The 24,643-nt window shown below is 68.0% G+C and carries 28 protein-coding genes and 1 pseudogene; 11 read left to right on the plus strand and 18 right to left on the minus strand.

What is annotated here, in order from left to right; genetic code table 11:
- Positions 1-94 precede the first annotated feature (94 nt).
- Positions 95-289 carry a hypothetical protein gene (locus L0C25_RS01850; RefSeq protein WP_271634672.1) on the minus strand — a complete coding sequence of 65 codons (195 nt, stop codon included), beginning with the start codon at positions 287-289 and terminating at the stop codon, positions 95-97.
- An 88-nt stretch (positions 290-377) separates the two neighbouring features.
- The gene (locus tag L0C25_RS01855; RefSeq protein ID WP_271634673.1) at positions 378-950 is read right to left on the minus strand and encodes a dihydrofolate reductase family protein; all 573 of its coding nucleotides are present in this window, start codon (positions 948-950) and stop codon (positions 378-380) included.
- A 170-nt stretch (positions 951-1,120) separates the two neighbouring features.
- Here L0C25_RS01855 and L0C25_RS01860 point away from each other — a divergent pair, with 170 nt between their 5' ends.
- From L0C25_RS01860 to L0C25_RS01870, 3 genes are read left to right on the plus strand one after another with little or no spacing between them, the layout of a single operon-like run.
- The gene (locus L0C25_RS01860; protein ID WP_271634674.1) at positions 1,121-1,639 is read left to right on the plus strand and encodes a MarR family winged helix-turn-helix transcriptional regulator; all 519 of its coding nucleotides are present in this window, start codon (positions 1,121-1,123) and stop codon (positions 1,637-1,639) included.
- Positions 1,640-1,647: 8 nt separating this feature from the next.
- The gene (locus L0C25_RS01865; protein WP_271634675.1) at positions 1,648-2,505 is read left to right on the plus strand and encodes a DMT family transporter; all 858 of its coding nucleotides are present in this window, start codon (positions 1,648-1,650) and stop codon (positions 2,503-2,505) included.
- A gap of 35 nt (positions 2,506-2,540) precedes the next feature.
- A complete protein-coding gene (locus L0C25_RS01870) occupies positions 2,541-2,876 on the plus strand; it encodes a TraR/DksA family transcriptional regulator (RefSeq protein ID WP_271634677.1) in 336 nt (111 codons plus the stop codon).
- Between the two features lie 15 nt (positions 2,877-2,891).
- On the opposite strand, the gene L0C25_RS01875 is transcribed toward L0C25_RS01870, so the two are convergent.
- Positions 2,892-3,326, minus strand: a complete 435-nt coding sequence (locus L0C25_RS01875) for a MarR family winged helix-turn-helix transcriptional regulator (RefSeq protein WP_271634679.1) — start codon at positions 3,324-3,326, stop codon at positions 2,892-2,894.
- Positions 3,327-3,425: 99 nt separating this feature from the next.
- On the opposite strand from L0C25_RS01875, the gene L0C25_RS01880 reads away from it, so the two are divergent.
- From L0C25_RS01880 to L0C25_RS01890, 3 genes are all read left to right on the plus strand, one after another.
- Entirely contained in the window at positions 3,426-4,061 is a 636-nt protein-coding gene (locus tag L0C25_RS01880; RefSeq protein WP_271634680.1) for an NADPH-dependent F420 reductase, read from the plus strand.
- Positions 4,058-4,960 carry an alpha/beta hydrolase gene (locus L0C25_RS01885; RefSeq protein ID WP_271634681.1) on the plus strand — a complete coding sequence of 301 codons (903 nt, stop codon included), beginning with the start codon at positions 4,058-4,060 and terminating at the stop codon, positions 4,958-4,960. Before L0C25_RS01880 ends, L0C25_RS01885 begins: the two co-directional genes overlap by 4 nt.
- A gap of 254 nt (positions 4,961-5,214) precedes the next feature.
- On the plus strand, positions 5,215-6,834 hold the full coding sequence (locus L0C25_RS01890) for a serine hydrolase (RefSeq protein ID WP_271634682.1): 1,620 nt from the start codon (positions 5,215-5,217) through the stop codon (positions 6,832-6,834).
- A gap of 25 nt (positions 6,835-6,859) precedes the next feature.
- Here the strand turns inward: L0C25_RS01890 and ligA are convergent, their stop codons facing one another.
- Positions 6,860-8,980: an NAD-dependent DNA ligase LigA gene (gene ligA, locus L0C25_RS01895; protein WP_271634683.1), complete on the minus strand. Its 2,121-nt coding sequence runs from the start codon at positions 8,978-8,980 to the stop codon at positions 6,860-6,862.
- 53 nt (positions 8,981-9,033) lie between these two features.
- On the opposite strand from ligA, the gene L0C25_RS01900 reads away from it, so the two are divergent.
- Both L0C25_RS01900 and L0C25_RS01905 read left to right on the plus strand, forming a co-directional pair.
- The gene (locus L0C25_RS01900) at positions 9,034-9,870 is read left to right on the plus strand and encodes an MOSC domain-containing protein (protein ID WP_271634684.1); all 837 of its coding nucleotides are present in this window, start codon (positions 9,034-9,036) and stop codon (positions 9,868-9,870) included.
- 9 nt (positions 9,871-9,879) lie between these two features.
- Entirely contained in the window at positions 9,880-10,563 is a 684-nt protein-coding gene (locus L0C25_RS01905) for a M23 family metallopeptidase (RefSeq protein ID WP_271634685.1), read from the plus strand.
- 13 nt (positions 10,564-10,576) lie between these two features.
- On the opposite strand, the gene L0C25_RS01910 is transcribed toward L0C25_RS01905, so the two are convergent.
- The 12 genes from L0C25_RS01910 to L0C25_RS24290 all read right to left on the minus strand — a co-directional run bounded on the left by L0C25_RS01910 (position 10,577) and on the right by L0C25_RS24290 (position 21,779).
- Entirely contained in the window at positions 10,577-11,581 is a 1,005-nt protein-coding gene (locus L0C25_RS01910) for a uroporphyrinogen decarboxylase/cobalamine-independent methonine synthase family protein (RefSeq protein ID WP_271634686.1), read from the minus strand.
- Positions 11,582-11,611: 30 nt separating this feature from the next.
- The gene (locus L0C25_RS01915; protein WP_271634687.1) at positions 11,612-11,836 is read right to left on the minus strand and encodes a hypothetical protein; all 225 of its coding nucleotides are present in this window, start codon (positions 11,834-11,836) and stop codon (positions 11,612-11,614) included.
- A gap of 122 nt (positions 11,837-11,958) precedes the next feature.
- A complete protein-coding gene (locus L0C25_RS01920) occupies positions 11,959-12,933 on the minus strand; it encodes an aldo/keto reductase (RefSeq protein WP_271634688.1) in 975 nt (324 codons plus the stop codon).
- The gene (locus L0C25_RS01925) at positions 12,930-13,640 is read right to left on the minus strand and encodes a TetR/AcrR family transcriptional regulator (protein ID WP_271634689.1); all 711 of its coding nucleotides are present in this window, start codon (positions 13,638-13,640) and stop codon (positions 12,930-12,932) included. The genes L0C25_RS01920 and L0C25_RS01925 overlap by 4 nt, the downstream gene beginning before the upstream one ends.
- Positions 13,641-13,804: 164 nt before the next feature.
- Positions 13,805-14,887: a tRNA 2-thiouridine(34) synthase MnmA gene (gene mnmA / locus L0C25_RS01930; protein ID WP_271636775.1), complete on the minus strand. Its 1,083-nt coding sequence runs from the start codon at positions 14,885-14,887 to the stop codon at positions 13,805-13,807.
- Between the two features lie 2 nt (positions 14,888-14,889).
- Entirely contained in the window at positions 14,890-16,098 is a 1,209-nt protein-coding gene (locus L0C25_RS01935; RefSeq protein WP_271634691.1) for a cysteine desulfurase family protein, read from the minus strand.
- A 136-nt stretch (positions 16,099-16,234) separates the two neighbouring features.
- Complete coding sequence (locus tag L0C25_RS01940) at positions 16,235-16,789, minus strand: Rossmann-fold NAD(P)-binding domain-containing protein (RefSeq protein ID WP_271634692.1); 555 nt, start codon at positions 16,787-16,789, stop codon at positions 16,235-16,237.
- Positions 16,786-17,322, minus strand: a complete 537-nt coding sequence (locus tag L0C25_RS01945; RefSeq protein ID WP_271634693.1) for an SDR family oxidoreductase — start codon at positions 17,320-17,322, stop codon at positions 16,786-16,788. Before L0C25_RS01945 ends, L0C25_RS01940 begins: the two co-directional genes overlap by 4 nt.
- 309 nt (positions 17,323-17,631) lie before the next feature.
- Positions 17,632-19,455 (minus strand): Na+/H+ antiporter NhaA, encoded by a 1,824-nt coding sequence (nhaA, locus tag L0C25_RS01950; RefSeq protein ID WP_271634695.1) that lies wholly within the window; start codon positions 19,453-19,455, stop codon positions 17,632-17,634.
- 345 nt (positions 19,456-19,800) lie between these two features.
- On the minus strand, positions 19,801-20,673 hold the full coding sequence (locus L0C25_RS01955) for an alpha/beta fold hydrolase (RefSeq protein WP_271634696.1): 873 nt from the start codon (positions 20,671-20,673) through the stop codon (positions 19,801-19,803).
- 123 nt (positions 20,674-20,796) lie between these two features.
- The gene (locus L0C25_RS01960) at positions 20,797-21,069 is read right to left on the minus strand and encodes a hypothetical protein (RefSeq protein ID WP_271634698.1); all 273 of its coding nucleotides are present in this window, start codon (positions 21,067-21,069) and stop codon (positions 20,797-20,799) included.
- Between the two features lie 236 nt (positions 21,070-21,305).
- Complete coding sequence (locus tag L0C25_RS24290) at positions 21,306-21,779, minus strand: response regulator transcription factor (RefSeq protein WP_456299989.1); 474 nt, start codon at positions 21,777-21,779, stop codon at positions 21,306-21,308.
- Positions 21,780-21,856: 77 nt separating this feature from the next.
- On the opposite strand from L0C25_RS24290, the pseudogene L0C25_RS01970 reads away from it, so the two are divergent.
- The 3 genes and pseudogenes from L0C25_RS01970 to L0C25_RS01980 all read left to right on the plus strand — a co-directional run.
- Positions 21,857-22,163, plus strand: a pseudogene (locus L0C25_RS01970) (ATP-binding protein); the annotation flags it as partial.
- Positions 22,164-22,420: 257 nt separating this feature from the next.
- On the plus strand, positions 22,421-22,645 hold the full coding sequence (locus L0C25_RS01975; protein WP_271634701.1) for a DUF433 domain-containing protein: 225 nt from the start codon (positions 22,421-22,423) through the stop codon (positions 22,643-22,645).
- Positions 22,646-22,652: 7 nt separating this feature from the next.
- The gene (locus L0C25_RS01980; protein WP_271634702.1) at positions 22,653-22,982 is read left to right on the plus strand and encodes a DUF5615 family PIN-like protein; all 330 of its coding nucleotides are present in this window, start codon (positions 22,653-22,655) and stop codon (positions 22,980-22,982) included.
- 110 nt (positions 22,983-23,092) lie between these two features.
- Here L0C25_RS01980 and L0C25_RS01985 read toward each other — a convergent pair whose 3' ends face one another.
- Together L0C25_RS01985 and L0C25_RS01990 are read right to left on the minus strand one after the other, a co-directional pair.
- The gene (locus L0C25_RS01985) at positions 23,093-23,581 is read right to left on the minus strand and encodes a mycothiol transferase (RefSeq protein ID WP_333908560.1); all 489 of its coding nucleotides are present in this window, start codon (positions 23,579-23,581) and stop codon (positions 23,093-23,095) included.
- 130 nt (positions 23,582-23,711) lie between these two features.
- Complete coding sequence (locus L0C25_RS01990) at positions 23,712-24,554, minus strand: SDR family oxidoreductase (RefSeq protein WP_271634703.1); 843 nt, start codon at positions 24,552-24,554, stop codon at positions 23,712-23,714.
- Positions 24,555-24,643: the final 89 nt, after the last annotated feature.

Here is a 24,643-nt window from a genome sequence, read left to right on the forward strand (position 1 = left end):
GGGAATCGGATCACTCCGAGAGTACGAGAGCAGTCCTCTCCTGCCATCGCTCATCCGAGGGACCCGCAGGCCGGTCGCGTCACCCGCAGGAGACTCAGCCGAGCAGGAACCAGGCGAGCACCAACACGATCACGAGCCCGACGAGAGCGACGCCCACCAAGACCGCCCGCGAGTGGGGCACCGCGGACTCCTCGGGCTCGTGACGGTCGACGAACGCCTGGAACATCTGCGTGCTGGCGCCAGGATCAAGTTCGGCCTCGGGCCGAGGATCCGGATTCTTCTCGGGCATCGACAAGCTCCTACACAGTGGTTGGGTGCACCACCCTAGAACCTACGTCGCGTCCGTCACGACCCCAGCCGCCTAAGCGGGCGAGAGCTCAGACGACGTCGTAGACGAGTTTGGCGACGCCGTTCGAGTACGTCGCGGACTCTCGAAGTCTCAGATTCTGCTTGTCTCTATCGATGTGGCTGAAGATGCTCTTCCCGGCACCGAGGACCACAGGGAAGACGAGTAGGTTGTACCGGTCGATCAGGTCCGCGTCGGCGAGACGTCGGGCGAGCTCCGCGCTTCCATGGATGAAGATCGCCCCACCGTCGCCCTGCTTGAGTGCGGCGACGTCATCCACCGAGCGCAGGACCGTGATCGGCCCCCAGCCATCGACGAGGTCGTCGTCGGTGAGCGTCGTCGACACGATGTACTTCGGAAGGTCCTTGTATGCCGCGTGGTCCTCCGATCCCGGCCAGATCGGCGCGAAGGCGTCGTAGCTGCGGCGCCCGAACATCAGGGCCGTCGTCTCGCCAAGCTCCTCGCCCTTGAGCGAGTACGCCTCGGGTACGAACTCGGTCTGCATCACCCAGCCACCGCTGCGGTGCCCCTCGACCTCACCTCCCGGCGAGTCCACTACGCCGTCGAGCGACATGAATCCCGTGTAGACCAGCTCTCTCGTCAAGACAACTCCTCCTCGATGCAACACTGTGTCGGCCCAGAGGCGCGGCGACCGCCGCCGTGCTTCTGCTCATGCTTGACGGACGCGATGTGGCGCCCGAACTCATCGCCTGCCGAAGCCTCGCGACGCTTGAGCATCATGCGCCGCGCATGTAATCATGCACTATGCATGATGTGGACCGGACGGCCAATCTCCTTGGCGCCGCGGCCTTGGCCTTGACCGATGTGACCTTGGGTGATGCGGCAAGGGTAGGACAGCTCAGTACGAGTAGCGCGGCAGCGCTCGTCACGCTGCTGTCGAACCCGGGACTCAGCGTGAGCGAGCTCGGTAGACGAGTGGGCCTCAGCCAGCCGGCCGCCGCACGAATGGTGGAGGCTCTCGAAGCGAATGACCTCGTGGAGCGGGTTCCGAGCACCGTCAACCGTCGGTGGATGACCGTGCGTCCGACCCGGCAGGGAAACCGGCTGGCGAACCAACTGCTCTCGACCCGCAACGCGCCGCTCGTCGATGTCATCGGGGCGCTCGACGCGCATGACCAGGGGGCGTTGGCCGAGCTGCTGGAGAAGATCCTCACGCACCTCTCCGGCCAGGTGGGGCGGGCCCAGTACATCTGTCGCTTCTGCGATCGCCAGGGTTGTACGAAGTCTGCCCCCTGCCCGGTTGGACACGCTGAGCAGTGTCAGGCAACGTGACGTGACCAGTGGGCATTGCACTCGCCCTGTTCTCAGCGATGAGCTACGGGACGTCGGACGTCCTCGGCGGCCTCGCGGCTCGGCGCCTCTCCCCTGTTCGAGTCGCGTTGATCGGGCAAGTCGGCGCGTTATGTGTCACCGGGCTCATCATGCTCATCTCCACCGACGAGTTGCCGAGCGCCGCCGACCTGGCCTGGGGTGCATGCTCGGGCGTCGGTACCGGATTGGGTATGGCGTTCCTCTTCCGGGGCATCAGTCGTGGCGCGATGTCTGTTGTCGTACCGGTCAGCGCAGTAGGGGGCGTAGCGCTACCGGTGGTGGTCGGCGCCGTCGTACTTGGCGAGACCCCGCCCTGGCTGACCTGGGTCGGCGTACTGATTGCGTTGCCAGCGCTCTGGCTCATCAGCAGTAAGCCCAGGGAGCCGGTCTCCGCCGCACGTGGTCCCGTCCTCGACGGCCTCGCCGCGAGCGGCGGGATCGCACTCCAGTACTTATGCCTCGCACAGGCGGGCACTCATGCCGGGCTCTGGCCGATCCTCAGCGGCCGAATCGGAGCCATCGCGACGGTTGTGCTTGCTGCCGCGACGTTCATGCGTGAACCCCCGACCACTCGAGATCGGGCGGCCGCATCCTGGACCGCTCTCGCTCTCAGCGTTGCGGCAGGTGCCCTCGCGGCGACCGCGCTCGGTGCGTACCTGTTCGCCCTTCGAACCGAGCTCATTACCGTCGCTGTCGTCATCTCGTCGCTCTACCCCGTCGTGCCCGTGGCAGTTGGCCGGGTGATCCTCGGCGAGCGGCTCGAACTGCCCCAGGGTCTCGGGATTGCGGCCGCCCTCGTATCGACGGTCCTGATAGTCATCTCCTGACGACGGCGCTTGGTGTTCGCGGCAGACTGGCAACCATGGATGGAGTGCGTGGTCGCCTCGAGACCGAGAGCCAGCAGGCTCATCGACGCTTGGCGAGCCTGACCCGCGACTTCGACAGGGTGGTGGCGGGCTCACGCGATGCCAATGGTGATGACGAGCATGACCCCGAGGGGGCAACGATCGCCTTCGAGAGGTCGCAGGTCGGCGCGCTCATCCGACAGACGGAGCACCATCTCGGAGAGGTCGACGCCGCGCTGGCGAGGCTGGACGCGGGCACGTACGGAACCTGTGAGCGCTGTGGCGCTTCGATCGACCAGGGTCGCCTCGAAGCCAGACCCGTGGCACGTACCTGCATCCGGTGCGCCGCGTAGGGCTCGGCCCACGCATCAGTCCCGCGCAACCTGTGCGAGGGCGTCACGCACGATCGCGAGGTCGGCCGGATCGACACGGTCGATGAACAACTCCCGTACGAGCTCGACGTGCGCGGGCAAGACACGGCCGAGGAGCGCCTTGCCGTCCGGCGTCGGATAGAGCAACACGGCCCGGTCGTCGGCCGGGCTCGCGCGACGCGCGACCAGCCCTCGACCGGCCAGCTGACCGGCTTGGTACGTCAGCCCGCTCTTGGTGACCGCGAGTGACCGCGCCAGCTCGCTCATGCCGATGCCGTCGGCGCCCGAGCCGAGCCGAGCGAGGATTGCGAACTGCACCTCGGTCAGGTCGTAGGCCCTGAGCTGATGCGCCACCGCCCGCTGCAGGCGATCGCCTGCATTGCGAAGCGCGAAGTACGCCGCAAGCTCATCGGCGCTGAGGTCTTTGGCCACAAGACTCCCGTTTGTTCAAATTCGAACTACCTGCTACGTTCTTACTTGTTCAAATTAGAACGATACACCGGGCGGTACGCCGCCGGACAGGAGAACATCATGCGCATCGCCATCCTCGGCACCGGCCACATGGGCCGCACCCTCGGCACGAGTCTGATCAGTGCCGGCCACGACGTCGTGTTCGGATCCCGCGAGCCCGGCTCGGCAACCGACCTCCCCGCGCCGGCGGTCGGCCACACCGAGGCCATCGCCGCGAGCGACGTCGTCGTCAGCGCCCTCGCCGCGGACCACTCGCTCGCAACCCTCACGCCGCTCGGCGAGGCGCTCGCCGATCGGGTCCTGATCGACATCGGCAATGCCGTCAACCAGGAGATGGACTTGATCTATCCGGACTCCAGCCTTGGTGAGCGGCTGCAGCGGGCACTCCCGAACGTACGAGTGGTCAAGACGCTCAACACGCTTGCCGGCGCGATCGGCGCGAACCCGACCCTGCTGCCGGCGCCGACGAACGTGTTCCTCTCGGGCGACGATGCCGCCGCCAAGTCGGTCGTCGCAGGTCTCCTGACCGATCTCGGGTGGGCGGCTTCGCAACAGATCGACCTCGGCGCGATCACGACCGCGCGCGCCGTCGAGCACTACTTCCTGCTGTTCGCTGCCCTGATGGGCGCCCTGCACACCCCGATGTTCAACCTCGCCATCGCCTCTGCCCCGGCCACCCAGGAGAACACCCCATGACAACGCAGCAACGCGACACCGTCGACCAGATTCTCCGGAGCGTCCCGTTCGACATGGGAGGTGAGGTCGATGACCAGCGACCGCTTTTCGCGGACCTGATCTCGGCGGTTCCCCTTCCCGACGACGTGCACACCGAGCACGCCGTTCTGGGTGAGGTTCCGGTTGTCACCATCACCCTTGACCGGGTCACCCCGACGGGCACGATCCTCTACTTCCACGGCGGCGGGTACGCCTTCGGGTCCGCGGCCCTGTCGGCAGGCCTGGCATCCGAACTGGCGCGTAGAGCAGGTGCACGTGCGGTGTCGGTCGACTATGCGCTCGCCCCGGAACGCCCCTATCCTGCGGCCGTTCAGGACGCGGTCGCGGCGTACAAGGCGCTGCTCGACGATGGCGTCGCCGCGGACGACATCGTTTTCGCCGGAGAGTCCTCGGGCGGCGGCCTTGCCCTCGCCGCCATCCTGGAGATCCTCTCGACCGGTCTACCGCGACCTGCCGCCGCGTACGTCGCCTCCCCGTGGGTCGACCTGACGACGACCGGCGAAAGCATGACCACCAAGGCGGACGACGACCCGTCGCTCACCGCCCACGGGCTCAGACGCCGCGCCCGGGACTACGGAACCGACCACGACCTGGTCGACGGGCGCATCAGCCCGGTGTTCGCCGACCTCGTCGACTTCCCTGCGTTGCTGATCCAGGTCGGTGGCAACGAGATCCTCCTCGACGACGCCACTCGGCTCGCGACCCGGGCCGCCAGTGCCGGTGTTCCGGTCACCCTGGAGGTCACTCCGGATGTTCCGCACGTGTTCGTCGGCTTCGCCGGCATGCTCGACGAAGCCGACGAGGCTCTCAACGCGGCCGGCCGCTTCCTGCGCGCGAACCTCGCCCGCACGCCCGGCTGAGCATCCAACGAGGTGAGAGCGAGACTCCCGGCGCTGACGGGTACGAGCCGCACGATCGCGGGTCGGAGACCTGCCGGTGCGTGCGCAGCCACAGATGCCAGGTGTTCCGATCAAATCGGGCAATCGTAGGTTGAGCCGGCCGGCCCGAGCGTAGTGTTCGGACCACGCGGATCTGTCGGCACGTTCGATCGCGGAATGCCCACCGACCCCTCCGCTCGGTCCCGGTCGGGACGAGTACACGCGAGGTGGTCATCGTGCGGGAGAGATCCACGAGCAGCAGGCGGCGTACGGCGATCGTCGGTGTCGTCGCCGCGGCGACGGCGATCGGTTCGGCAGCGGCCGGCGGAACGAACGCGTCGGCAGTTCCGGAAACGGCCGCGGCCGATTCACGACCCGATCGTGTCGAACGGGCGATCGACCAGCTGGACGGTCTCGCCGAGGAGCTGATGGCCAAGAGTGATATCCCAGGCATGGCTGTCGCCGTCGTGTACCAGGGTGAGCAGGTCTACGCCAAGGGATTCGGCGTACGACGCGAGGGATCGCCCGCAACGGTCAACCCGAACACGGTGTTCCAGCTCGCGTCGGTGTCGAAGTCGCTCGCGGCGACGGTCGTCGCACACGAGGTCACACACAAATCGGTCGGCTGGCACACACCTGTCGTCAGGAACCTGCCGGGGTTCCGGCTCGCCGACAGGTACGTGAGTAAGCACGTGACCATCGGCGACATGTTCTCGCATCGCTCCGGGCTGCCGGGTCTGTCGGGCAACCTGCTGGAGGACATCGGGTACGCCCGCGGATCCATCCTGAAGCGGCTGCGACTGCAACCCCTGAACCCGTTCCGAAGTACCTATGCCTACAGCAACTACGGCTTGACCGCCGGCGCGCAGTCGGTGGCCAAAGCCGCAGGCACGGACTGGGCGACCCTGTCGCGCCGCGTTCTCTACCGCCCGCTCGGCATGGACTCGACGAGCTCACGCTTCGCTGACTTCGTTCGGCGTCCGAACCGCGCACGCGGTCACGTCGAAGTCGATGGCCGGTACGTCGCCAAATATTTGCGCGACGCGGACCCGGAGTCGCCCGCCGGCGGGGCGAGCTCGAACGTGAACGACATCAGCACATGGCTCGAGATGCTCCTGGCGAACGGAACGTACGAGGACACCACGATCACGAGCCCGAAAGCGCTGCTTCCGGCATTGACACCACAGAGCGTGTCCAGCCCGCCGTCGGACCCGAGCGCCCATCCCGGCTTCTACGGCTACGGCTTCAACGTCGGCGTGAACCAGGCCGGGCACACCCAGTTCTCCCACTCCGGCGCGTTCTACCTGGGCACCGGCACGAACTACGTCGCCATCCCCGACCTCGACCTCGCCATCGTCACGCTCACGAATGCGACGCCCACCGGTGTCGCCGAGACCCTGAACGCGGAGTTCGCCGATTTGGCGCAGTTCGGCTCGATCCAGCGACCGTGGTGGAAGCTCTACAGTGCGGCGCTCGGTGCCGAATCCGATCCGGTGGGGTCCCTGGTCGGCCACCATCCTCCGGCACACCCGGCGCCGGCTCAGCGACTCGCCGACTACACCGGAACCTACAACAGCCCGTACGTCGGACCGATGGACGTCGAGAAGGCATCCGGCCGACTGCGGATCAGGCTCGGGCCGGACTCGATGACGTTCGTACTCCGGCACTGGGACGGCAACCGGTTCGTGTACACCCCGAGAGGTGAGAACGCCCCACTCGGCTCGATCTCCAAGGTCACCTTCCAGCACTTCCGTCGTGGTCGGCCCGCCCAGGTCACGGTCGAATGGTTCAACAAGGACGAGAACGGCAGCACGAACGGGCTCGGCGTGTTCCACCGGCGAACGGGCCGACCGTGACAGTGGCGCACTCGTCGCGCCGTGCCTACTCGCTCTCGGCGGGCGGGCCGTTCTCGAGCAGTTCGGTGAAGGCCGCCTCGTCGAGGACGGGTACGCCGAGGTCCTCGGCCTTGTCTGCCTTCGATCCGGGTGACTCGCCCACCACCACGTAGTCGGTCTTCTTCGACACGGAGCCGGACGCCTTGCCCCCGCGGGCGAGGATCGCCTCCTTCGTCTGGTCGCGCGAGTAGTTCTCGAACGACCCGGTGACCACGATCGTCAGGCCCTCGAGCGTACGAGGGGTCGACTCGTCGCGCTCGTCTGCCATGCGTACGCCGGCCTCGCGCCAGCGTTCGACGATGCGCCGATGCCAGTCGACCTGGAACCACTCGTGCACCGCCTCGGCGATCGTCGGGCCGACGCCGTCGACGGCAGCGAGCGTCTCGAGGTCGGCGTCCTCGATCGACTGCAGGTCGCCGAAGTGTCCGGCGAGTGCCCGTGCGGCCGTCGGCCCCACGTGCCGGATCGACAGCCCGACGAGTACGCGCCACAGTGGTTGGCTCTTGACCGACTCGAGGTTGTCGAGCAGCCGGCGACCGTTCTGGCTGAGCACCTTCTCGCCCGCGCCGTCCTCGCGCTCGGACTTCTTCGCCGCCCGGGTGAACAGTCCGACCTCGAGCAGGTCGGTCTCGCGCAACGCGAACAGACCACTCTCATCCTCGAGAACGCCGGCGTCGAGCAGCGCCGTGGCCGCCTCCCAGCCGAGGACCTCGATATCGAAGGCGCCTCGACCGGCGGCATGGAACAGCCGCTCGCGCAGCTGCGCCGGGCAGGTACGCGAGTTGGGACAGCGGATGTCGGCGTCGCCCTCGCGTGACGGTGCGAGCGTCGTACCGCATGCAGGGCACTCCGTCGGCATCTCGAACGCCCGCTCGGAGCCGTCACGGAGGTCGACGACCGGGCCGACGATCTCGGGGATGACATCGCCCGCTTTGCGCAGGACGACCGTGTCGCCGATGAGTACGCCCTTGCGCTCGACCTCGGACGCATTGTGCAGCGTGGCGAACTCGACCGTCGAGCCGGCGACGCGGACGGGCTCCATCCGCCCGTACGGCGTCACCCGGCCGGTACGCCCGACGTTGACCTCGACGTCGAGCAGCTTGGTGTTGACCTCCTCCGGCGGGTACTTGAACGCGATCGCCCACCGCGGCGCCCGTGACGTCGACCCGAGCCGGCGTTGCAGGCTGACCTGGTCGACCTTGATCACGATGCCGTCGATCTCGTGGTCGACCTCGTGGCGATGCTCGCCGTAGTGGTCGATGAACTCCTGCACCGCCGCAAGGTCCGGCAGGACCTTCGCGTGCTCGCTCGTCGGTAGGCCCCACGCGCGCAGTGCGTCGTACGACTCCGACTGCCGTTGCGGGGTGAACCCCTCGCGCGCACCGGTGCCGTGGCAGACCATGCGCAACGGTCGCTGTGCGGTGACCGATGAGTCCTTCTGCCGCAACGAACCGGCGGCGGCGTTGCGCGGGTTGGAGAACGGCGGCTTGCCGGACGCGCTCCACGCCTCGTTGAACTCCTCGAACGCAGCGGTCGGGAAGTAGATCTCGCCGCGCACCTCGACCAGCGACGGTACGGCGTGTTCCTTGCTCGTGCGGAGCCGATGCGGGATCCCGTCGATGGTGGCGACGTTGGCGGTGACGTCTTCGCCGACGCTGCCGTCACCGCGCGTCGCGGCGCGCACGAGACGCCCGTTCTCGTACGTGAGGTTGACGGCGAGGCCGTCCACCTTGAGCTCGCACAGGAAGTCCGACCCGGTGCCGACCTCGCGCTCGACGCGGGCCAGCCAGGCCTCGAGCTCCTCGTGGCTGAAGCAGTTGTCGAGGCTCATCATCCGCTCGCGGTGCTCGACCGCGGAGAACGCCTCGGAGGCGAACCCGCCGACGGTCTGCGTCGGCGAGTCGGGGGTACGCAGCTCGGGAAGCTGCTCCTCCAGCTCCTCGAGCTCGCGCAGGTGCGCGTCGTACTCGGCGTCGGACTGCGTCGGGCTGTCTTGCACGTAGTAGCGCTCGCGGGCGTCCTCGATCAGCTCGGTGAGCTCGCGATGGCGCTGCTTGAGGCTCGCGGAGGCGTCGGTGGCCGGCGTCGGCGTCGTCTCGTCGGTCATGGTGTTCATACGGTATAGCGCGGGGCGGACAAGCGGGCACCTATGCTCGACGGATGCGCGTCGCGTCCCTCCACGTCTATCCGGTCAAGTCGATGGCCGGCATGGCCGTCGAGTCGACCGAGGTGTGCCCGGGAGGACTCCGCGACGATCGCCGGTGGATGGTCGTTGACGCGTCGGGCCACAAACTGACCGCCAGAGAGCGCCATCGGCTGTTGCACGCGCTGCCCGAGCCCGACGGCACGGGCGGGCTCAAGCTCTCGTACCGCGACGGCTCGCTGCCTCCGCTGCTCGTGCCTCGACCGGATCACGCTCCGGACGTCGCGACAGACCTCTCCCGCTTGACGACCGCCACCTCCTCGACGCCCGAAGCCGACGCGTGGGTATCGGAGGTCGTCGAGGAACAGGCGCGGCTCGTCCGGCTCGACGACCCCGCACGGCGACCGATCGGCGCGAGCCACGGAGGCCTGCCCGGCGAACCACTCAGCCTCGCCGACGCCGGCCCCGTCCATCTCGCAACCGAGGCGTCGATGGCACGCCTCAACGACTGGCTGACGGCCTCAGACGAGTCGGGGATCCCGATCGGCCGGTTCCGCCCCAACATCGTCGTGGCCGGCGACATCGAGCCGTTCGCCGAGGACGCGTGGCGCCGCGTACGAATCGGCGGCGTCACCTTCCGCTTCGGCGAGCACTGCGATCGTTGCGTGCTGCCGACCATCGACGCCGACACGCTCACCGGCTCGAAGGAACCGACCCGGACGCTCGCGCGGCATCGCCGCTGGGACGGCAAGGTGTGGTTCGGCATCCGCCTCATCCCCGAGACGTACGGCCCGCTGCGGTCCGGCGACCAGATCGAACCCCTCGAGGTGGCGACCGTCGACTCGGCGTCGTAGGTTCGGGGCATGAGACAGCTGCTCGCGATCGCCGCAGCCGGCCTCGTCCTGGCGGGTTGCGCGGCCGACACCGAGCCCTCGGGAGATGCCCGGCCCGGGCCGCCGACCTCCGCTCGCGCTCCGGAGGAGTCGTCCGAGATGACGAGCACGTCTGCCGCAGCACCCGCCGCCTCCCGTCCGTCGAAACCCGCCTGCAAGGTCGGGCCCGCACACACCTCAGACGGCACGCCACGGTTCTGGACCAAGGACAAGCGCTGCTTCCGGAGTCCGTGGTTCGCCAAGGCGCATCGGGTGATGATCTACTTCGGCTGCACCAAGGCGCCGTACTATCCGCACGATCCCTCGTGCCCAGGACGCCAGGGCATCCACCACGGAGTGGACATCGACATGCCCCTCGGCACCGTCGTCCGCTCGAACGTACGCGGCCGCATCGTCAAGGGTACGGTCGGCAGTGCGTACGGCTCACGTGCATTCATCGTGCGCACGCGCAAGCACGACTTCTTGATCGGCCACGTACGCAAGGCGCTGCTGCGCGACGGTGCGCGCGTACGCAAGGGACAACGCATCGCCCTGTCGGGCAAGCGCGGCGCACCAGATGGGCCGCATCTGCACTTCGAGGTACGCCCGCGGGGCGGGTCGTACCTGCAGGCGCTTCCGCCGCAGCGCTTCATCGACTTCCGGGTGAAGCACTGACCGGCAGCGCCGTTCAGCCGGCGAGTCCGGCCGCGACCTTGCGGGATGCGGCGAGCGCCCTCCCCGCCCAGGACGGGCTCGCACCGGCGAGGCCGCAGGTCGGCGTGACGGTGAGCCGGCCCGCGTACTGCTCGGGTCCGAAGCCGAGTGCGGAGAGGAACGCCTCGAGCCGGCGTACCGCGTCGGCGTCGCTGAACGGCGAGTCGGGCTCGTGCGTCGGGATCACGCCCGGCCAGAGGTCGACCCCGGACTCGAACGCTTCGGCCCAGGGATCGAGTACGCCGGACTCGACATACGACAGGTCGAAGCCGCACGCGGCGAAGCCGGCGCCGGCAAGCAACGCGATGGGGACGTCTCGCGCACAGACATGTGCGACCGGCGTCGCGCCCGCGTCGCGCACGGCGTCGGTGACCCACCGCAGCGCCTGATCCGCCGCTGGGGCATCGATCGTTCGGTGGCGATGGAACCCACTTGCGGTCGAGATGGACCCGGCCAGCACGGCTGGAAGGGATGGTTCGTCAATCTGTACGACGATCTCGGCATCGGGCGTGCGGCGACGTACGTCGCCGACATGCTCACGTAGACCCTCGGCGAGCGACTCCGCCAGCTCTCGACGGGCGCCGTGATCGCCGAGCACCTTGTCGCCGCGCGGTCGCTCGACGGCCGCCGCGAGCGTCCAAGGTCCGACGACCTGCACCTTGAGCGGGCCCTCGTACGACTGCGTGTGCTCCTCGAGCGCGTCGAGGTCCTCGGCGAGCAACGAAGACGCGCGCCGGTGGTCGATACCGGACGCGTCCGTGAGTCGCCAGCCGGCGGGCTGCAGGTCGACGCCGAGCCCGACGAGCAGCGCGGCGGTACGCCCGATCATCCCGGCGGTCACGCCTCGGCCGGGCAGCTCGGGCAGGAACACGAGCTCCGAGCACTCGTCGACGGCGATCCGTACCGCTTCGTGCACGTTCGTGCCGGGCATGGAGCCGACTCCGGTCCAACCTGCGGCCTGCTCGCGATTCGTCGCCATCCGTCGATTGTCGCGGACGGTCGCCGCCAGCTACACGGCGGTCATCTCCCACATGCGTTCACTGGGCAGCGGTGCCGCTTCAGACTCGTTGTCCGGCAGTGGCTCGCTCGTCACGCGCAATCCCATGAACCGTTGCCGCATCGCGTCCGCGTACCGATCCGCCACTGCGGGCTCGGCGGCGTAGTCGGCGAGCACATGCTGACCGAACCACACGCGTACCCACTGTTGCCCCGTATCGGTCGACTGAGCGTTCATCCCGTATGCCTTCCCGCCTCACCATTGAGGCCGTCCACTCCTACGTGACCGAGAGTCACGTACAGAAGGGGATAACTGGCGAATCACGGTTTGGTTACGATGAGTGGCTGGAACTCCGCGGTCTATGCCGCGGACGATTGACGGCGGGTCAGCGAGTCGATCATCCGGGTCGACATCGTGTCCAGGGACGCGGACTCTTCGTCTTCGACGGACGTCAGGTCGCTGACCTCCTCATCGGTCAGCGCAGCCGCGACCTCGATCGCGCGGAGGTTGTCCGCTAGGTGCTCCAGGGACTTGGTGCCCGGGATCGGGATGATCACAGGCGAGCGGCGTAGCAACCAGCCCAAGGCGACCGCCGATGTCGAGACGCCGAGACGCCGGGCTGGTCGCGTGAGAGCCGCCGGGTCGCCGAGCATGCCGGTCGCAAGGGGGAAGTAGGGGACGTAGGCTATGCCGTCACGCTCGCACGCCGCGAGCACCTCGACGCCGCTGCGATCGATCAGGTTGAATCGGTTCTGTACCGCCGCGATCGGCGTAAGACGCTGTGCGCGCTCCAACATCTCAGGCGAAGCGCCGGAGATACCGATGTGGCGAACCTTTCCCTCGTCGCGCAACTCGACGAGGGCTCCGAGCGCATCTTCGAGCGGCACTTCCTCCTCGGGAGAGTTCCCGGGCGCCTGGCTGTCACCCCAAAGACGCAGGTAGGTGAGCGGACTGGCCTCGGCCCGCAGGTCGAGCAAGGCATCCTCGACCTGGGTGCGCACGATCTCTGGGCGGCTGTCGGTCAACCACTCGCCCGCAGGACCGCGCCGAGCGCCGACCTTGTTCCCGATCACGAGGTCGACGGAGAACGGGCTGAGTGCCCGCCCGATGAGTTGGTTGACTGTGCGCGGCCCGTAGGCGTTGGCAGTGTCGAAGAACTGTACTCCCTGCTCTACGGCGCCGCGCAGCACGTCGATCGCGCCGAGCACGTCGTCGGGAAGTCCGATGACGCCCCGACCGGCCAACTGCATGGCGCCGTATCCGAGACGCGCGACCCGGTCCGTTCCTCCCAGCAAGTGGGTGGGCGTGAACCCCTCGTTGGCGGACATGGTCATTTCTTTGCTCCTTGTTCTGGTGCGTCTTGTGCGGGGGTGACGCGTTCGATGAGGGTGCGCAGCCATTGCCTCAACAGTGCTTCCTCTGCCGAGGTGAACAGCGCAGTAGCCGAGCCGAGCTGAGCGAGCAGCAGCGCCGCGGCGTGTTCGGAGGAACCGAGTTCTGGCGGGCGCCCTGTCAGCTCGGACATCAGCGCCGCACGCATCCTCTCGGCAAGCGGTCCGGTCGTTGATCCACCGTCGTGGATCAGCCGGGTGACGCAGCCAATCGCCATCGCCGTAGTGATGGCGATTGCCTCGTCCACCCCCATGCAGAGCAGTCCCGCATCCGCGAGCCGTTCGAGACCGCGACGCAGTTCGGCCTCGGCCGTCTGAGCAGCGGGGGACTGGTGGGCCGCATTGCCGTACATGAGCGCATAAAGAGCCGGGTTCTCCACCCCGAAGCCCACGTGCATGTCCCAACCCGCCGCGAAGTCGACGAGAAGATCACCGCTACGCGGAACCGTGCGCTTGCGCTCCAGATACTCAGCGAACGCCTCCTCGGTCACGGCCTGCAAGAGACCGTCCTTGTCGCCGAAGTGGTGATACAGCGTCGGAGCGGCGACACCTGCCGATTCATACAACGCACGAGTGCTCGGAACACGCCCCGGCTGCTCCGTCAGCATCGAACGTGCCGCCTCGATCAAGCGACCTCTACCCGACTCCACGTGTACCAACGATACACTATCTCTCGGAGTTTACGAATCGCCGATATAGCGCCGCGGCCAAGCGACTGCGAGGCGCGTGCCTGAGTGAGGACGAACGAGCCGCGGTCCGCCAACGCCGACGTTTCCTCGAGCGGGCGCTGATACGGGTGCGCTGGTGGTCGTGTCTAGCCGCCTCGCGCAGTCGATGCGATCGTCGTACTGCCGACGACGCGCGTACCCGCGTAGATGACGGCGGCCTGGCCGGGGGCGATACCGCTCGCCGGCTCGTGCAGGTCGATCGCCACCCGATCGCCCAGAACCGTTGCCGTGGCGGGGTATTCGTCGCCGTGCGCACGCAGCTGCACGGTGCACTCGAGCGCATCGGGTGGCGGGTTGCCGCACCACAGCGGCCGGATGCCTTCGATGCGGTCGATGTCGAGTGCCTCCCGCGAACCGACGGTGACAGTGCCGGAGACCGGCTCGATGTCGAGAACGAACCGCGGTTCGCCGTCGGGTGCGGGCGTCCCTAGTCGCAGCCCGCGACGCTGCCCGATCGTGTACGCGTACGCGCCGTCGTGTTCACGCAGCACCTCGCCGGCCTCGTCGACGATGGTGCCGGGCTTGGCGCCGAGCTTCTCGTGCAGCCAGCCCGGGGTATCGCCGTTGGCGATGAAGCAGATGTCATGGCTGTCCGGCTTCTTGGCGACCGCAAGATCGCGGCGCTCGGCCTCCTCGCGGACGACGTCCTTCGTCGTGTCGCCGAGCGGGAACAGCGAGTGCGCCAGCTGCTGCTGGGTGAGTACGCCCAGCACGTACGACTGGTCCTTGGCGTCGTCGGTGGCGCGGTGCATCTCGACCACTCCGCCGGCGCCGGTGACGAGCTGGGCGTAGTGGCCCGTCACGACGGCATCGAAGCCGAGCGCGAGAGCCCGGTCGAGAACGGCGGCGAACTTGATCTTCTCGTTGCAGCGCAGACACGGGTTGGGCGTACGGCCGGCGAGGTACTCGGCCTTGAAGTCTTCAACGACCTCCTCATGGAACTGATCACTCATATCCCATACATAGAAGGGAATCCCAATGACGTCGGCCGCACGTCGGGCGTCGTTCGAGTCTTCGATCGAGCAGCACCCGCGCGCACCCGAACGGTACGACTGCGGGTTGCGAGACAACGCGAGATGTACCCCGGTCACGTCGTGGCCGGCGTCGACGGCGCGGGCGGCGGCGACCGCGGAGTCGACACCACCCGACATGGCAGCAAGGACGCGCATCGTCACGCACTCCTCTGGTCTGGGGCCGATGCGGCACGCGCACGCGCGTGGACCTCCGGCAGCGCGGCGAGCAATGCGTCGACGTCCTGCTCGGTCGTCTGCGCGCCGGGGCTGAACCGAAGCGAACCCCGTGCGGACGCGTCGTCGTACCCCATTGCGAGCAGCACATGGCTCGCCTGCGGTACGCCCGCCGAGCAGGCGGACCCGGTCGAGCATTCGATGCCCTGCGCGTCGAGCAGCATCAGCAGGGAGTCGCCTTCGCAGCCCGGGAAGGTGAGGTGCGCGATGTTCGGCAGCCGGTGGGTCGGACCGCTTCGCTCGTCGCCGTTGACGATCGCGTCGGGGACGAGGCGGCGTACCCCCGTAACGAGGTGCTCGCGCAGCGCATCCAGGTGCTCCGCGTGTGACTTGCGGCGATCGACCATCACCTCGATCGCCGCGGCGAAGGCGGCGATCGACGCGACGTCGAGCGTGCCGGAGCGCACGTCGCGCTCCTGCCCACCGCCGTGCAGCAGCGGAATCGGGTCGAGCTCGCGGCGTACGACGAGCGCGCCAACGCCGACCGGACCGCCGATCTTGTGGCCGCTGATCGTCATCGCGTCGAGCCCGCTGTCGGCGAACGAGACAGGCAGCACCGACAGCGCCTGCACGGCATCACTGTGCAGCGGGATGCCGTACTCCCCCACGATCGCCGCGATCGCGTCGATCGGCTGCACCGTGCCGACCTCGTTGTTGGCCCACATGCAGCTGACGAGCGCGACCTCGTCGGGCGCGCGCTCGATGGACTCGCGGAGAACGTCGATGCGTACGCGACCGGTCGCGTCGACCGGCGTGGGCGTGACGTCGGCGCCCTCGTGGGTCGCCAGCCAGGTCAGCGGGTCGAGCAGCGCGTGGTGCTCGACGGCAGACGAGACGACCCGACGCCGGACGGTGTCGACCGCCTGACGGCGCCAGAAGATGCCCTTGACGGCAAGGTTGTCGGCCTCCGTGCCGCCCGAGGTGAAGACGACCTCGCTGGGCCGCGCACCGATGTTCGCCGCGATCGACTCGCGGCTCTCCTCGACCGTACGCCGCGCGGCCCTGCCTGCCGCGTGCAGCGACGACGCGTTGCCCACCTTCGCGAGCTGCTCGGTCATCGCCGCGATCGCCTCGGGGACCATCGGCGTGGTCGCCGCATGGTCGAGGTAGACGCGCTGGTCAGGGGTAGGCATGGCGGTTCCAGGGTAGTCGCCCGCTCGCACACTCCTGCACCCCCGGATGAGAGCGCACGGGTCCGCGGTCAGTGGAGGTCGGGGTCTCCTTAGCAGCGGAGCAGATCTGGTCCTTTGTGCTGGCCGCAGGTGGCGGTCACGCGGCTGGTGAGCGGAGAGAGCGGTGCCCTACGCGGCGTAGCTCGGTTTCGAGGTTGAAGGAGTAGGTGTACGCGGTGGCGCCCTTGTCGAGGAAGTACCGTCGCCTACGCTCACGAGAAGCGGCAGACCGGCTACTGGCAGAACCGACTCGGCGACTGACGATCATCTGCCCGCAGGGATGGTCGATTGGTCCTCCGGTGGCCGGAGACCCTCGGCCAGCGAACGCGGGTTCAGGTTCGGGTGAACCGGTCGGCGTAGTCTTGGCGAACTGCTCGAACGGTATGGCCGCTCGGCCGGTGACGTCCTGGACGACCTGGGTGACCTCGCTGGCCTCGCCACGCCGGTAGTGGGCGTAGTCCTCGAGCACTCCCTCGATCTGCCAGGTCGGAAGGACACCGTGGAGGGCGGCAGCGAACTCATCGGTGCCGCTGTCGAGAAAACGGACCGGCTGTCCCGTGGCCTCGGCGACGGCGGCGGCCATCCCGGCGTGAATGATCGCTTGGGGTCCGGTGATCGTGTAGGTCGCCTGGCGGTGCGCGTCCTGCGTCACGCGGCCGCGGCGACTGCCGCGATGTCGTGGACGTCAACGGCACTGACCGCGGCGTCGCCGATCGGGGCGGGAAGCACCCCTTGCTCGACGAGGGTCGCCGCGACCGCGAACAGGCCCTGGAAGTACAGGTTGGGCCGTAGGAAGGTGAACTCGATCCCGCTCTTGCGCACGTGTTCCTCGACCGCGGCGTGGTAGCGCAGGAACCGCACCGGGGAGTCGACCCGAGCACCGAGCTGGGAAAGCAGCACCAGCCGCTCGACCCCTGCCTCTCGGGCGGCGTCGACGAAGTTGCGCTGCTGTTGCTCGGCCCGTTCCGAAGACGGGGTGACCAGGTAGGCGCGGCGGACCCCGCGCAGGGCGGTGCGGACCGAGTCGACATCGTCGAAGTCGGCCACCACCTTCTCCGGATCTCCGGGGACCTCGTCGTCGGGGCGGTGGACCATCGCGCGCACTGAGGCGCCGCTGCGATGCACCTCCTCCACCAGTGGTCGACCCGTGTTACCGGCGGCTCCAGCCACGAAGGCGTCGACCATGCTCACCGTATCCTCTCGGCAGCGCCCTCGCCGAACGCTCGCTGAGAGTGCGGGCTACCTTGGACGCCGCTGCTGTCCTGGCGACCGTACTTACCCTGCCACCCGCTGACAACCCGCCGATCCCGTCCGCACTCGCGATCAACGGCAGTCACACCGAGCTCCGTGGTCGACTGGTACTCCGGTGGCGGGAGCCCTTGCCAGTGAACGCGATTCAGGTGCGCGGACCGACGCAATCGCCGGCCGCCCGGCAGCGTCCGGCGCCGGGCAGACGTCCGGGCACCCGCATCGGGCAACCGGCCGTCAGGGATGTCAGGACGGGCGTCGCGCGGCCGGGGCAATCTCGTTCGCCTCGAGCGCGGTGATGAGTGTGCGCGCGTCGTGGGGGCCGCGGTGGCGGACGCCGTCCAGGAAGAAGGTGGGCGTGCCCCGGGCCCCGCTCGCGGTGGCGCTGGCCTGGTCCTCGCGAACCCGGGCGTGCAGGGACTCGTCGCCCATGTCGGCGTCGAACCGCTCGAGGTCGAGGCCGATCGCGGCGGCGTGCTCGCGCAGGTTGTCGGGCTCGAGCTGGGATTGGTGGGAGAACAGCTGGTCGTACATCTCCCAGAACCTCCCCTGCCGGTGCGCCGCCTCGGCCGCGACGGCCGCGAGGTAGGCGTGGGGGTGCACGTCCTCCAGCGGCAGGTGCCGCACCACGTGCCGCAGGCGGTCGCCGAAGTGGGCGCCCAGCTCGGGGCCCATGCCGGTGGCCCGGGCGCAGAACGGGCACTCGAAATCGAGGTATTCAACCACGGTGTGCGCGGCGTCCTCGTCGCCCCGCACGTGGTCACGCTCGCCGTTGACGGCGGGGGTGAGGGTGACGGGCAGGTCGGCGCTGGCCTCGCCGTAGCGCACGCGCGCCACCGTGAAGATCGCCCTCCCGAGCACCGTGGCGACGACCATCGCGATGAGGACACCGACCGTAGCCGCCTGCGCGTCCGCCGGGTCGTCGAACGCGAGGTTCACCACCAGCAGCGACACCGTGAACCCGATGCCGGACAGCGCCGCCCCACCCATGACGCTGCCGGGCCCCACGCCGTCGGGCAGCGTGCCCAGGCTGACGCGGAGCGCCCCCCACGTCCCCAGGCTGACGCCCACAATCTTGCCGACCACGAGCCCCGCGACGACTCCCCAGGTGATGACGGAGCCGAGCGCTGCGCCGAGAGCGCCGCCCCGCAGGTCGATCCCTGCGTTGGCGAGGGCGAAGAGCGGCACGACGATGAGCGACACCGGCCCGCGGAGCAACTCGTGGATGCGGTGGTTCACCGAGATCGACCGGGCGAGACCGACGCTGGCGTACCGGGCGACGCCGGCGTTCGGCGACTGCCAGTAGTCGCGGAACAGGCTCTTGGCCTCCAAGACATCGGCACGTCGCGTCGCGAGCGCGGGCACCAGCAGCCCGGCGAGCATGCCCGCGAGCGACGGGTGCACGCCCGCCTGCACGGTGGCACCCCACAGCACCACGACCACCAGCACGTACGGCGCGCTGCGCCACTGTTTCATGCGACCCAGCAGCCACAGCACGCCCAAGCAGGCCGCGGCGACCAGCAGCGGGGCGATGCGCACGTCCTCGGAGTAGACGACGCCGATGATGCCGACGGCGAGAAAGTCGTCCACCACTGACAGCGTGAGCAGGAAGACCCGCAGCTGGCTCGACATCGTCGGCCCGACCAGGACGAGCACGCCCAGCAGGAACGCGGTGTCGGTGCCGACGACGACGCCCCAGCCGGCCGGGTCCTTCTGGCCGGCGACGGCGAGGAAGACGAGGGCAGGCACGACCACGCCCAGCGTGCCGGCCACCAACGGCACCAGGCGCTGGCTGCGCTGGCGCAGCGACCCGATCGCCAGCTCCTGTCGCACCTCGAGGCCGACGACGAAGAAGAACAGCACCATCAGCCCGCCATTCACCCAGTGGTGCAGGTCCATATCGAAGCGCAGGTCCCCGACATCCACGTGGATCGGCAGCTCCCACAGACGCTCGTACGCGCCGGACAGCGGCGAGTTCGCCCACAGCAGCGCCAGCAGCGTCACGGCGACGAGCAACAGAGCGGCGCCGGGCTCGGTGCGTAGGCGCTCCCGCACCGCGAGTCTCGGCATGCGTGTCTCCCATCGGTAGTTGGCGGGTCCGCGAGCCGTCCCGATTCGGTCGCCGGCAGAGCCGTACTGCAAGGGTTCACCTGCGCGCTTGAGGGCCATGCTCTGAACGGAGGCTCCTTAGCCCGGTGCGGATTTCGCTGATCAGCGATCTCGGGTTGCGGCACTGTTTGTGGACCAATAGAGCGAGCGTCGAGCATGTCATCGGTGCTGGGCGCATCCGCGGCGAGCCCGTGATTGTCAGTCTTGGATTGGAACTTCTCGTAGATCCAGGCTGCCTGGCCGAGCTGGACGTTCACGATCGGAAGGCCCGGCGGGAGACGAGTTGCGGCGCGAACACCGGCACCATCACGGTCGCCGCGCTGGGGAATGGTTGCCTTCGGCGAGGAATGGTAGGACGGCGTCCGCGACGTCCCGCGGATATTCCGCGTGGGGGTAGTGACCGGCGTTATCGATCATCTCGTACCGGCCCAGATCGGCTGGCAGTAGACCGATGATCGCGGCGGCCTCGGCCTCGGGGTCCGGGAAGTCCGAATCCCGTCGCCCCATTACCACCAGCGCAGGACATCGCACGTCTGTCAGCTGCGCGGCGGCCTGCTTCAACGTCGCCGACGAGCTGATCATCTTCTGCGCCGCCCTCGTGCGGCCGGGTTCACGCAGGTTCGCCTGCAGCGCGGCCAGCCAGCTGTCCCAGTCGGCCGGCTTGCGCCCGGGGTATGCCAGGTCGAGGTACTTCGACCAGGTCTTGACGCGTCCGGTCAGGGCGAATTCCCCGAGCAGGAGCGCACCGCGGCGGTAACGGGAGTTGCGCACGAAGGCGGTCGCGCTGTATTTCGGTGGGCGAGTGAATGGGTCGATCTCCACGATTGCGCTCACCAAGTCGGGGTTCGTCGCGGCCGCGATCGTCGCTGCTCCGCCCGAGAACGACTGGCCCACGATCACCGCCGGGCCGCCCAGCTTCCGGATGACCTCACTCAGATCGCCGGCGGTGTCTACGTGGCTATAGGAGCCCCAGCCGGTGCTGGACTCACCATGTCCGCGCAGGTCCACGCTGGCGACGCGGTAGCCGGCCTCGGCGATCAGCGGCGCGAGGAAGCGGTAGGTGCCGCGGGTGTCAGCCATACCGGGTGACAACACCACCGGTGGTCCATCCCCGACCACTCCGTAGGCGATGCGGCCGCCCTCGACGTCCACAAACTCGGTTCCGGGCTGATTGTTCATCGTTGTTCCTTTCATCGTGTTCTCCGATCCGGTACGCCTGAGATTGCGGGACTGCATGGTCCTCGTCCTCTTTTGTTGATGGACGTGCGCTTCAGGGCCCCGATCCGGGACCGAGTGAGACTGTCAGGGGTCTGACGGCGATGCCTCCGCTGAGCCGGCTGCCAGGGCCTGCCGGACCTCGAGAAGCTCGAGGCCGAGCGCTTCGACTTCGGCGAGCACGCCGTAGAGGGCTGCCTGGTCGGCTCCAGGGATGACGAGCACGGTGTCCGCTCCGCGTTCTCCGACCGGCAGGCCGGGGAACGCCGAGCGGATCGTCTCGCCCAGGTGGCCGCGCACGAGGATTTCGTAGCGCCGCCCACGAGCACCGGGCGACGGGTCGCGGTGGGCACCGGTCACTGATACTCCACCGGTGAGGCACCGACGCGTTCGCCGGTGATCGGTCTTGGGGTTGCGGCGGTGATGATGGCGCCCTCCTCTGCTGTTGGTGCAAGCTCTCGATTGCAGCGTGCCCGGCAGCGGGGTGAGCGGTCGTCATTCGATCAGGGTGATCAGCGCCAACGGGCCTTGTGGTCCGGACGGTCGGGGCCGAGGGCTAATGCCTCAGCTTGCCGCCCTGCCGCCCGCGGCGTCGGCTACGGCGTTGCGGTCCGGGCCGACCCCGTTCCGCCGGCGGCCGAGGGTGCGAGCAAGCCCAAGGCTCGCGCTCGCTCGACGGCCTCGGCCCGGCGGTGGACGGCGAGCTTGGCGTAAACGTTGCGCATGTGGGTCTTGACGGTGTTCGCCGAGACGTACAGTTCGCGGGCGACCTCTGGTGCCGTCAAGTTCGTGGGCAGGTAGCGCAGGACACGGAGCTCGCTGTCACTGAGCGGCGCCAGCGGCGGCTGCAGCCTTGCGCGCGGCGCGGGCCCGCCAGAATCCCCAGTAGTCGTCGGAATCGGGGCCCTCCTGGGCCGGTCCGAGCACGGCGAGTGCGGCCTGCGGGTCGCCCTGGGCAATCCGCAGCGCCGCCGTGGCGACGCGGATCTCCGTGCGCTCGCGGTCATGTTCGTCGAGCCCGGCCAGGAGCTGCCCGGCACGCTCGGCCTGACCGAGGCGTACCAAGGCATGCACCACCAATGCCTGTGTCCGGGTGACGAGGTAGTGCTGCCCGGAGAGTTGCCGAGCCAGTGGCTCGCCAGGCTTCACCGTCACCAAGGCCATCGCTCGCATCGTGCGAGCCGACCTGGTCATCGTCGACGACATCGGGCTCCTGCCCGTCGGCGCCGATGCCCGAGGGGCTCTACCGACTCGTCGACGCCGCCTACGAGAAACGGTCCATCGCGATCAGCTCGAACCTGCACCCATCCGGGTTCGACGAACTCATGCCCAAGACGCTGGCCACTGCCACCGTCGACCGGCTACTCCACCACGCCCACGTCTGCCAGACCAGCGGCGACAGCGTGCGGCTCACCCAAGCACTGGCCGGCCAGGGGGTGAGCCCGTTGAGCTGACCACCCTGGTCGATGGTGGCCACAGCCCCTGGGCAGATCCCATGGCCACCACCGGGCAGATCTCGTGGGCCGCCAGCGGGCAGGTTTCACCTCCGCCACCGGGCAGTTCCTACTGGCCCTTGACAAGCGGGCAGGATCACCTGTGCGAGGTGCCTGGTGATCACGCGGCAAGGTCTCCTGATCGGGCACCGACCCAAGCCGCATTCCTGGCGGGCAAATCCCTGCGCGGTGTAGGTGGTCGCCGGTACCCTGACGGCATGTCCCTGTTGGAGCGCATTGTGGTTGATCCGGAAGTCGCACACGGACGCCCGAGAGTGCGCGGCACCCGGATGCGCGTCAGCGATGTCCTGTCCCTGCTCGCGGCTGGCGCATCTGAAGACGAGATCATCGACGACTATCCGTATCTGGGCGCCGACGACATCAAGGCTTGCTTGGAGTACGCCGCGGCGCAGGCCGACCACGCAGTCTTGATCGCGTCCTAGAGCTAGCGTGCGTTTCCTGGTCGACGCGCAACTGCCGCCGGCACTCGTACGTGCGCTTTCCGACAGCGGGCACATCGCCGAACACGTCTTCGAGATCGGAATGACTGAGGCTACCGATCAAGACATCTGGCGTTACGCGCTGGATCACGATGCGGTGATCATCACCAAGGATGAGGACTTTCCCAACATGCTGGCGCTCAGCCGCGAGTCGCCGGTCGTGGTGTGGGTCCGAGTCGGTAACACCCGCCGTCGAGCGCTCCTCGCCTGGTTCGAACCGCTGATCGGAACCATCGTCGAGATGGTCGACGCAGGGAACCGCCTGATCGAACTCCGCTGACCGGAAACGATCACGACACCACCGTCAGTTTGGTACTGCCGAGTTGACGAGGCGTTCCCGCGGAACGCCGAAGCGGACCGCAGGGGATCGCTGACCGGGCGGTCGGCTCATCAGCGAAAGCGATCCGCGGCTGCCTGCACTTCAGTGAATCGTCCGCTCCCACCGTCAAGGTTCGGCGTGCCGACGACGCCGTCGATCAGTTCGCGCACGATGTCGGCGTGGCCGGCGTGTTGGGCAGTCTCGCCAACCATCAGCACCAGCATCGAGCCCAGCATGCCCGTTCTCGTCCCAATGTGGGACCGTCCCCGGACTCTCCAGATCGAGCAGGCGAATCGTCTCATCGGCGTGGGCTGTCGCCTGCCGGTACACCTCGACGATGTAACTGCTCGACTCTCCGGAGTTGCCCGCATGTCGATCTCGGTCGCTGGGTCGTCGCGGAACCAGGACGGGCGAGCCGATGCTGGGCGACCGAACAGCTCGCCCAGGTAGCCGTACTCCTCGCCCGCGAGGTGCTTGATCAGACCCAAGAGGTTCGTCGCTGTCGACGTCATCGGTCGCCGCAGGTCGTACTCGGACAGCCCGTTGACCTTGTCGATCATGCCCGAGCACCACCTAGCCGGAACCACAGGTCATCCTTGATCGCCGTCATGCCGCTCACCAGCGGCAACGTAACCGATCTGAGTGGCGCTTCAAGGGCCGTGAGCCCGTCCGCAGAGGATCGGTCACCGGTCAGTTGCCCACGTGCTGGGCGACCGGGCCGAACGTGTTCCAGCCCCATGTGTTGTAGGCGCCCTCGGATGTCTCGTGTCGCATGTGGAAACGCTCGGTCTGGTCGGCGCCGACAACCCAGCGCAGGCGATTGCTGGTGTCTGTCACGGATTCGAGGATGGCTTCGGCAACGTCCTCGGCCGTGGGAAGGACGTTCTTCGGCGGCGATTGGAAGAAGTCCATGCGCTGGTGGACATACGACTCGTATTCGGGGGGAATGACGAGAGAGCTTGCCGCGGCCCACTGCTTCTTCACGAGTTCGGTGGTGGGGACGAAGCCGGGTTGGATGATGCGCATGACGATGTTCTGCGGAGCGAGCTCGAACCGGAGCGTCTCACTCATGTTGTCGAGCGCTGATTTGCTGCCGTTGTAGATCGCCATCAGCGGTTCCGGCACAGTGGACGACGCTGACGTCAGGTTGACGATATGTCCGCCGCCGCGTGCGCGCAGGTGCGGGATCGCCTGCCGCATGATTTCCATCGGCCCAAATGTGTTCGTCTCGAACTGCTCCCGGACCTGCTCGTCGGTCGTGGCCTCGAAGACGCTGAAGAGTCCGATACCTGCGATGTTGAGTACGGCGTCGATGCCGCCGAACCTCGTCTGCGCGGCGGCGAATGCCGCGCGGATGGAGACGAGATCGGTGACGTCGAGCGGCTGGAGGTGCAGCCGATCGGCAAGATCGTCTCTCCAGTCATCGGTGTTGCGCATCGTGGCGACGACGTTCCAGCCAGCCGTCAGGAACCGTCGCGCGGTCGCCTGGCCGAAGCCGGTGGATGAACCTGTGATGAGCACTGTCTTCTGCATAATGTTTCTCCTCTGCTGTTGGTGCAAGCTCTCGATTGCAGCGTGCCCGGCAGCGGGGTGAGCGGTCGTCATTCGATCAGGGTGATCAG

This window comes from Solicola gregarius, from assembly GCF_025790165.1.
In the GTDB taxonomy this organism is placed as follows: domain Bacteria; phylum Actinomycetota; class Actinomycetes; order Propionibacteriales; family Nocardioidaceae; genus Solicola; species Solicola gregarius.

Excerpts from the sequence above, each read along its gene's own strand:
- L0C25_RS01955 (WP_271634696.1), bottom strand. The coding sequence starts at position 20,673 with ATGAACAATCAGCCCGGAACCGAGTTTGTGGACGTCGAGGGCGGCCGC.
- ligA (WP_271634683.1), bottom strand. The coding sequence starts at position 8,980 with ATGACCGACGAGACGACGCCGACGCCGGCCACCGACGCCTCCGCGAGC.
- L0C25_RS01915 (WP_271634687.1), bottom strand. The coding sequence starts at position 11,836 with ATGAACGCTCAGTCGACCGATACGGGGCAACAGTGGGTACGCGTGTGG.
- L0C25_RS01870 (WP_271634677.1), top strand. The coding sequence starts at position 2,541 with ATGGATGGAGTGCGTGGTCGCCTCGAGACCGAGAGCCAGCAGGCTCAT.
- L0C25_RS24290 (WP_456299989.1), bottom strand. The coding sequence starts at position 21,779 with ATGCCTTGGTACGCCTCGGTCAGGCCGAGCGTGCCGGGCAGCTCCTGG.
- L0C25_RS01905 (WP_271634685.1), top strand. The coding sequence starts at position 9,880 with ATGAGACAGCTGCTCGCGATCGCCGCAGCCGGCCTCGTCCTGGCGGGT.
- L0C25_RS01935 (WP_271634691.1), bottom strand. The coding sequence starts at position 16,098 with ATGCCTACCCCTGACCAGCGCGTCTACCTCGACCATGCGGCGACCACG.
- L0C25_RS01975 (WP_271634701.1), top strand. The coding sequence starts at position 22,421 with ATGTCCCTGTTGGAGCGCATTGTGGTTGATCCGGAAGTCGCACACGGA.
- L0C25_RS01920 (WP_271634688.1), bottom strand. The coding sequence starts at position 12,933 with ATGACCATGTCCGCCAACGAGGGGTTCACGCCCACCCACTTGCTGGGA.
- mnmA (WP_271636775.1), bottom strand. The coding sequence starts at position 14,887 with ATGCGCGTCCTTGCTGCCATGTCGGGTGGTGTCGACTCCGCGGTCGCC.
- L0C25_RS01945 (WP_271634693.1), bottom strand. The coding sequence starts at position 17,322 with ATGGTCGACGCCTTCGTGGCTGGAGCCGCCGGTAACACGGGTCGACCA.
- L0C25_RS01900 (WP_271634684.1), top strand. The coding sequence starts at position 9,034 with ATGCGCGTCGCGTCCCTCCACGTCTATCCGGTCAAGTCGATGGCCGGC.
- L0C25_RS01885 (WP_271634681.1), top strand. The coding sequence starts at position 4,058 with ATGACAACGCAGCAACGCGACACCGTCGACCAGATTCTCCGGAGCGTC.
- L0C25_RS01910 (WP_271634686.1), bottom strand. The coding sequence starts at position 11,581 with ATGGCGACGAATCGCGAGCAGGCCGCAGGTTGGACCGGAGTCGGCTCC.
- L0C25_RS01850 (WP_271634672.1), bottom strand. The coding sequence starts at position 289 with ATGCCCGAGAAGAATCCGGATCCTCGGCCCGAGGCCGAACTTGATCCT.
- nhaA (WP_271634695.1), bottom strand. The coding sequence starts at position 19,455 with ATGCCGAGACTCGCGGTGCGGGAGCGCCTACGCACCGAGCCCGGCGCC.
- L0C25_RS01880 (WP_271634680.1), top strand. The coding sequence starts at position 3,426 with ATGCGCATCGCCATCCTCGGCACCGGCCACATGGGCCGCACCCTCGGC.
- L0C25_RS01985 (WP_333908560.1), bottom strand. The coding sequence starts at position 23,581 with ATGATCGACAAGGTCAACGGGCTGTCCGAGTACGACCTGCGGCGACCG.
- L0C25_RS01990 (WP_271634703.1), bottom strand. The coding sequence starts at position 24,554 with ATGCAGAAGACAGTGCTCATCACAGGTTCATCCACCGGCTTCGGCCAG.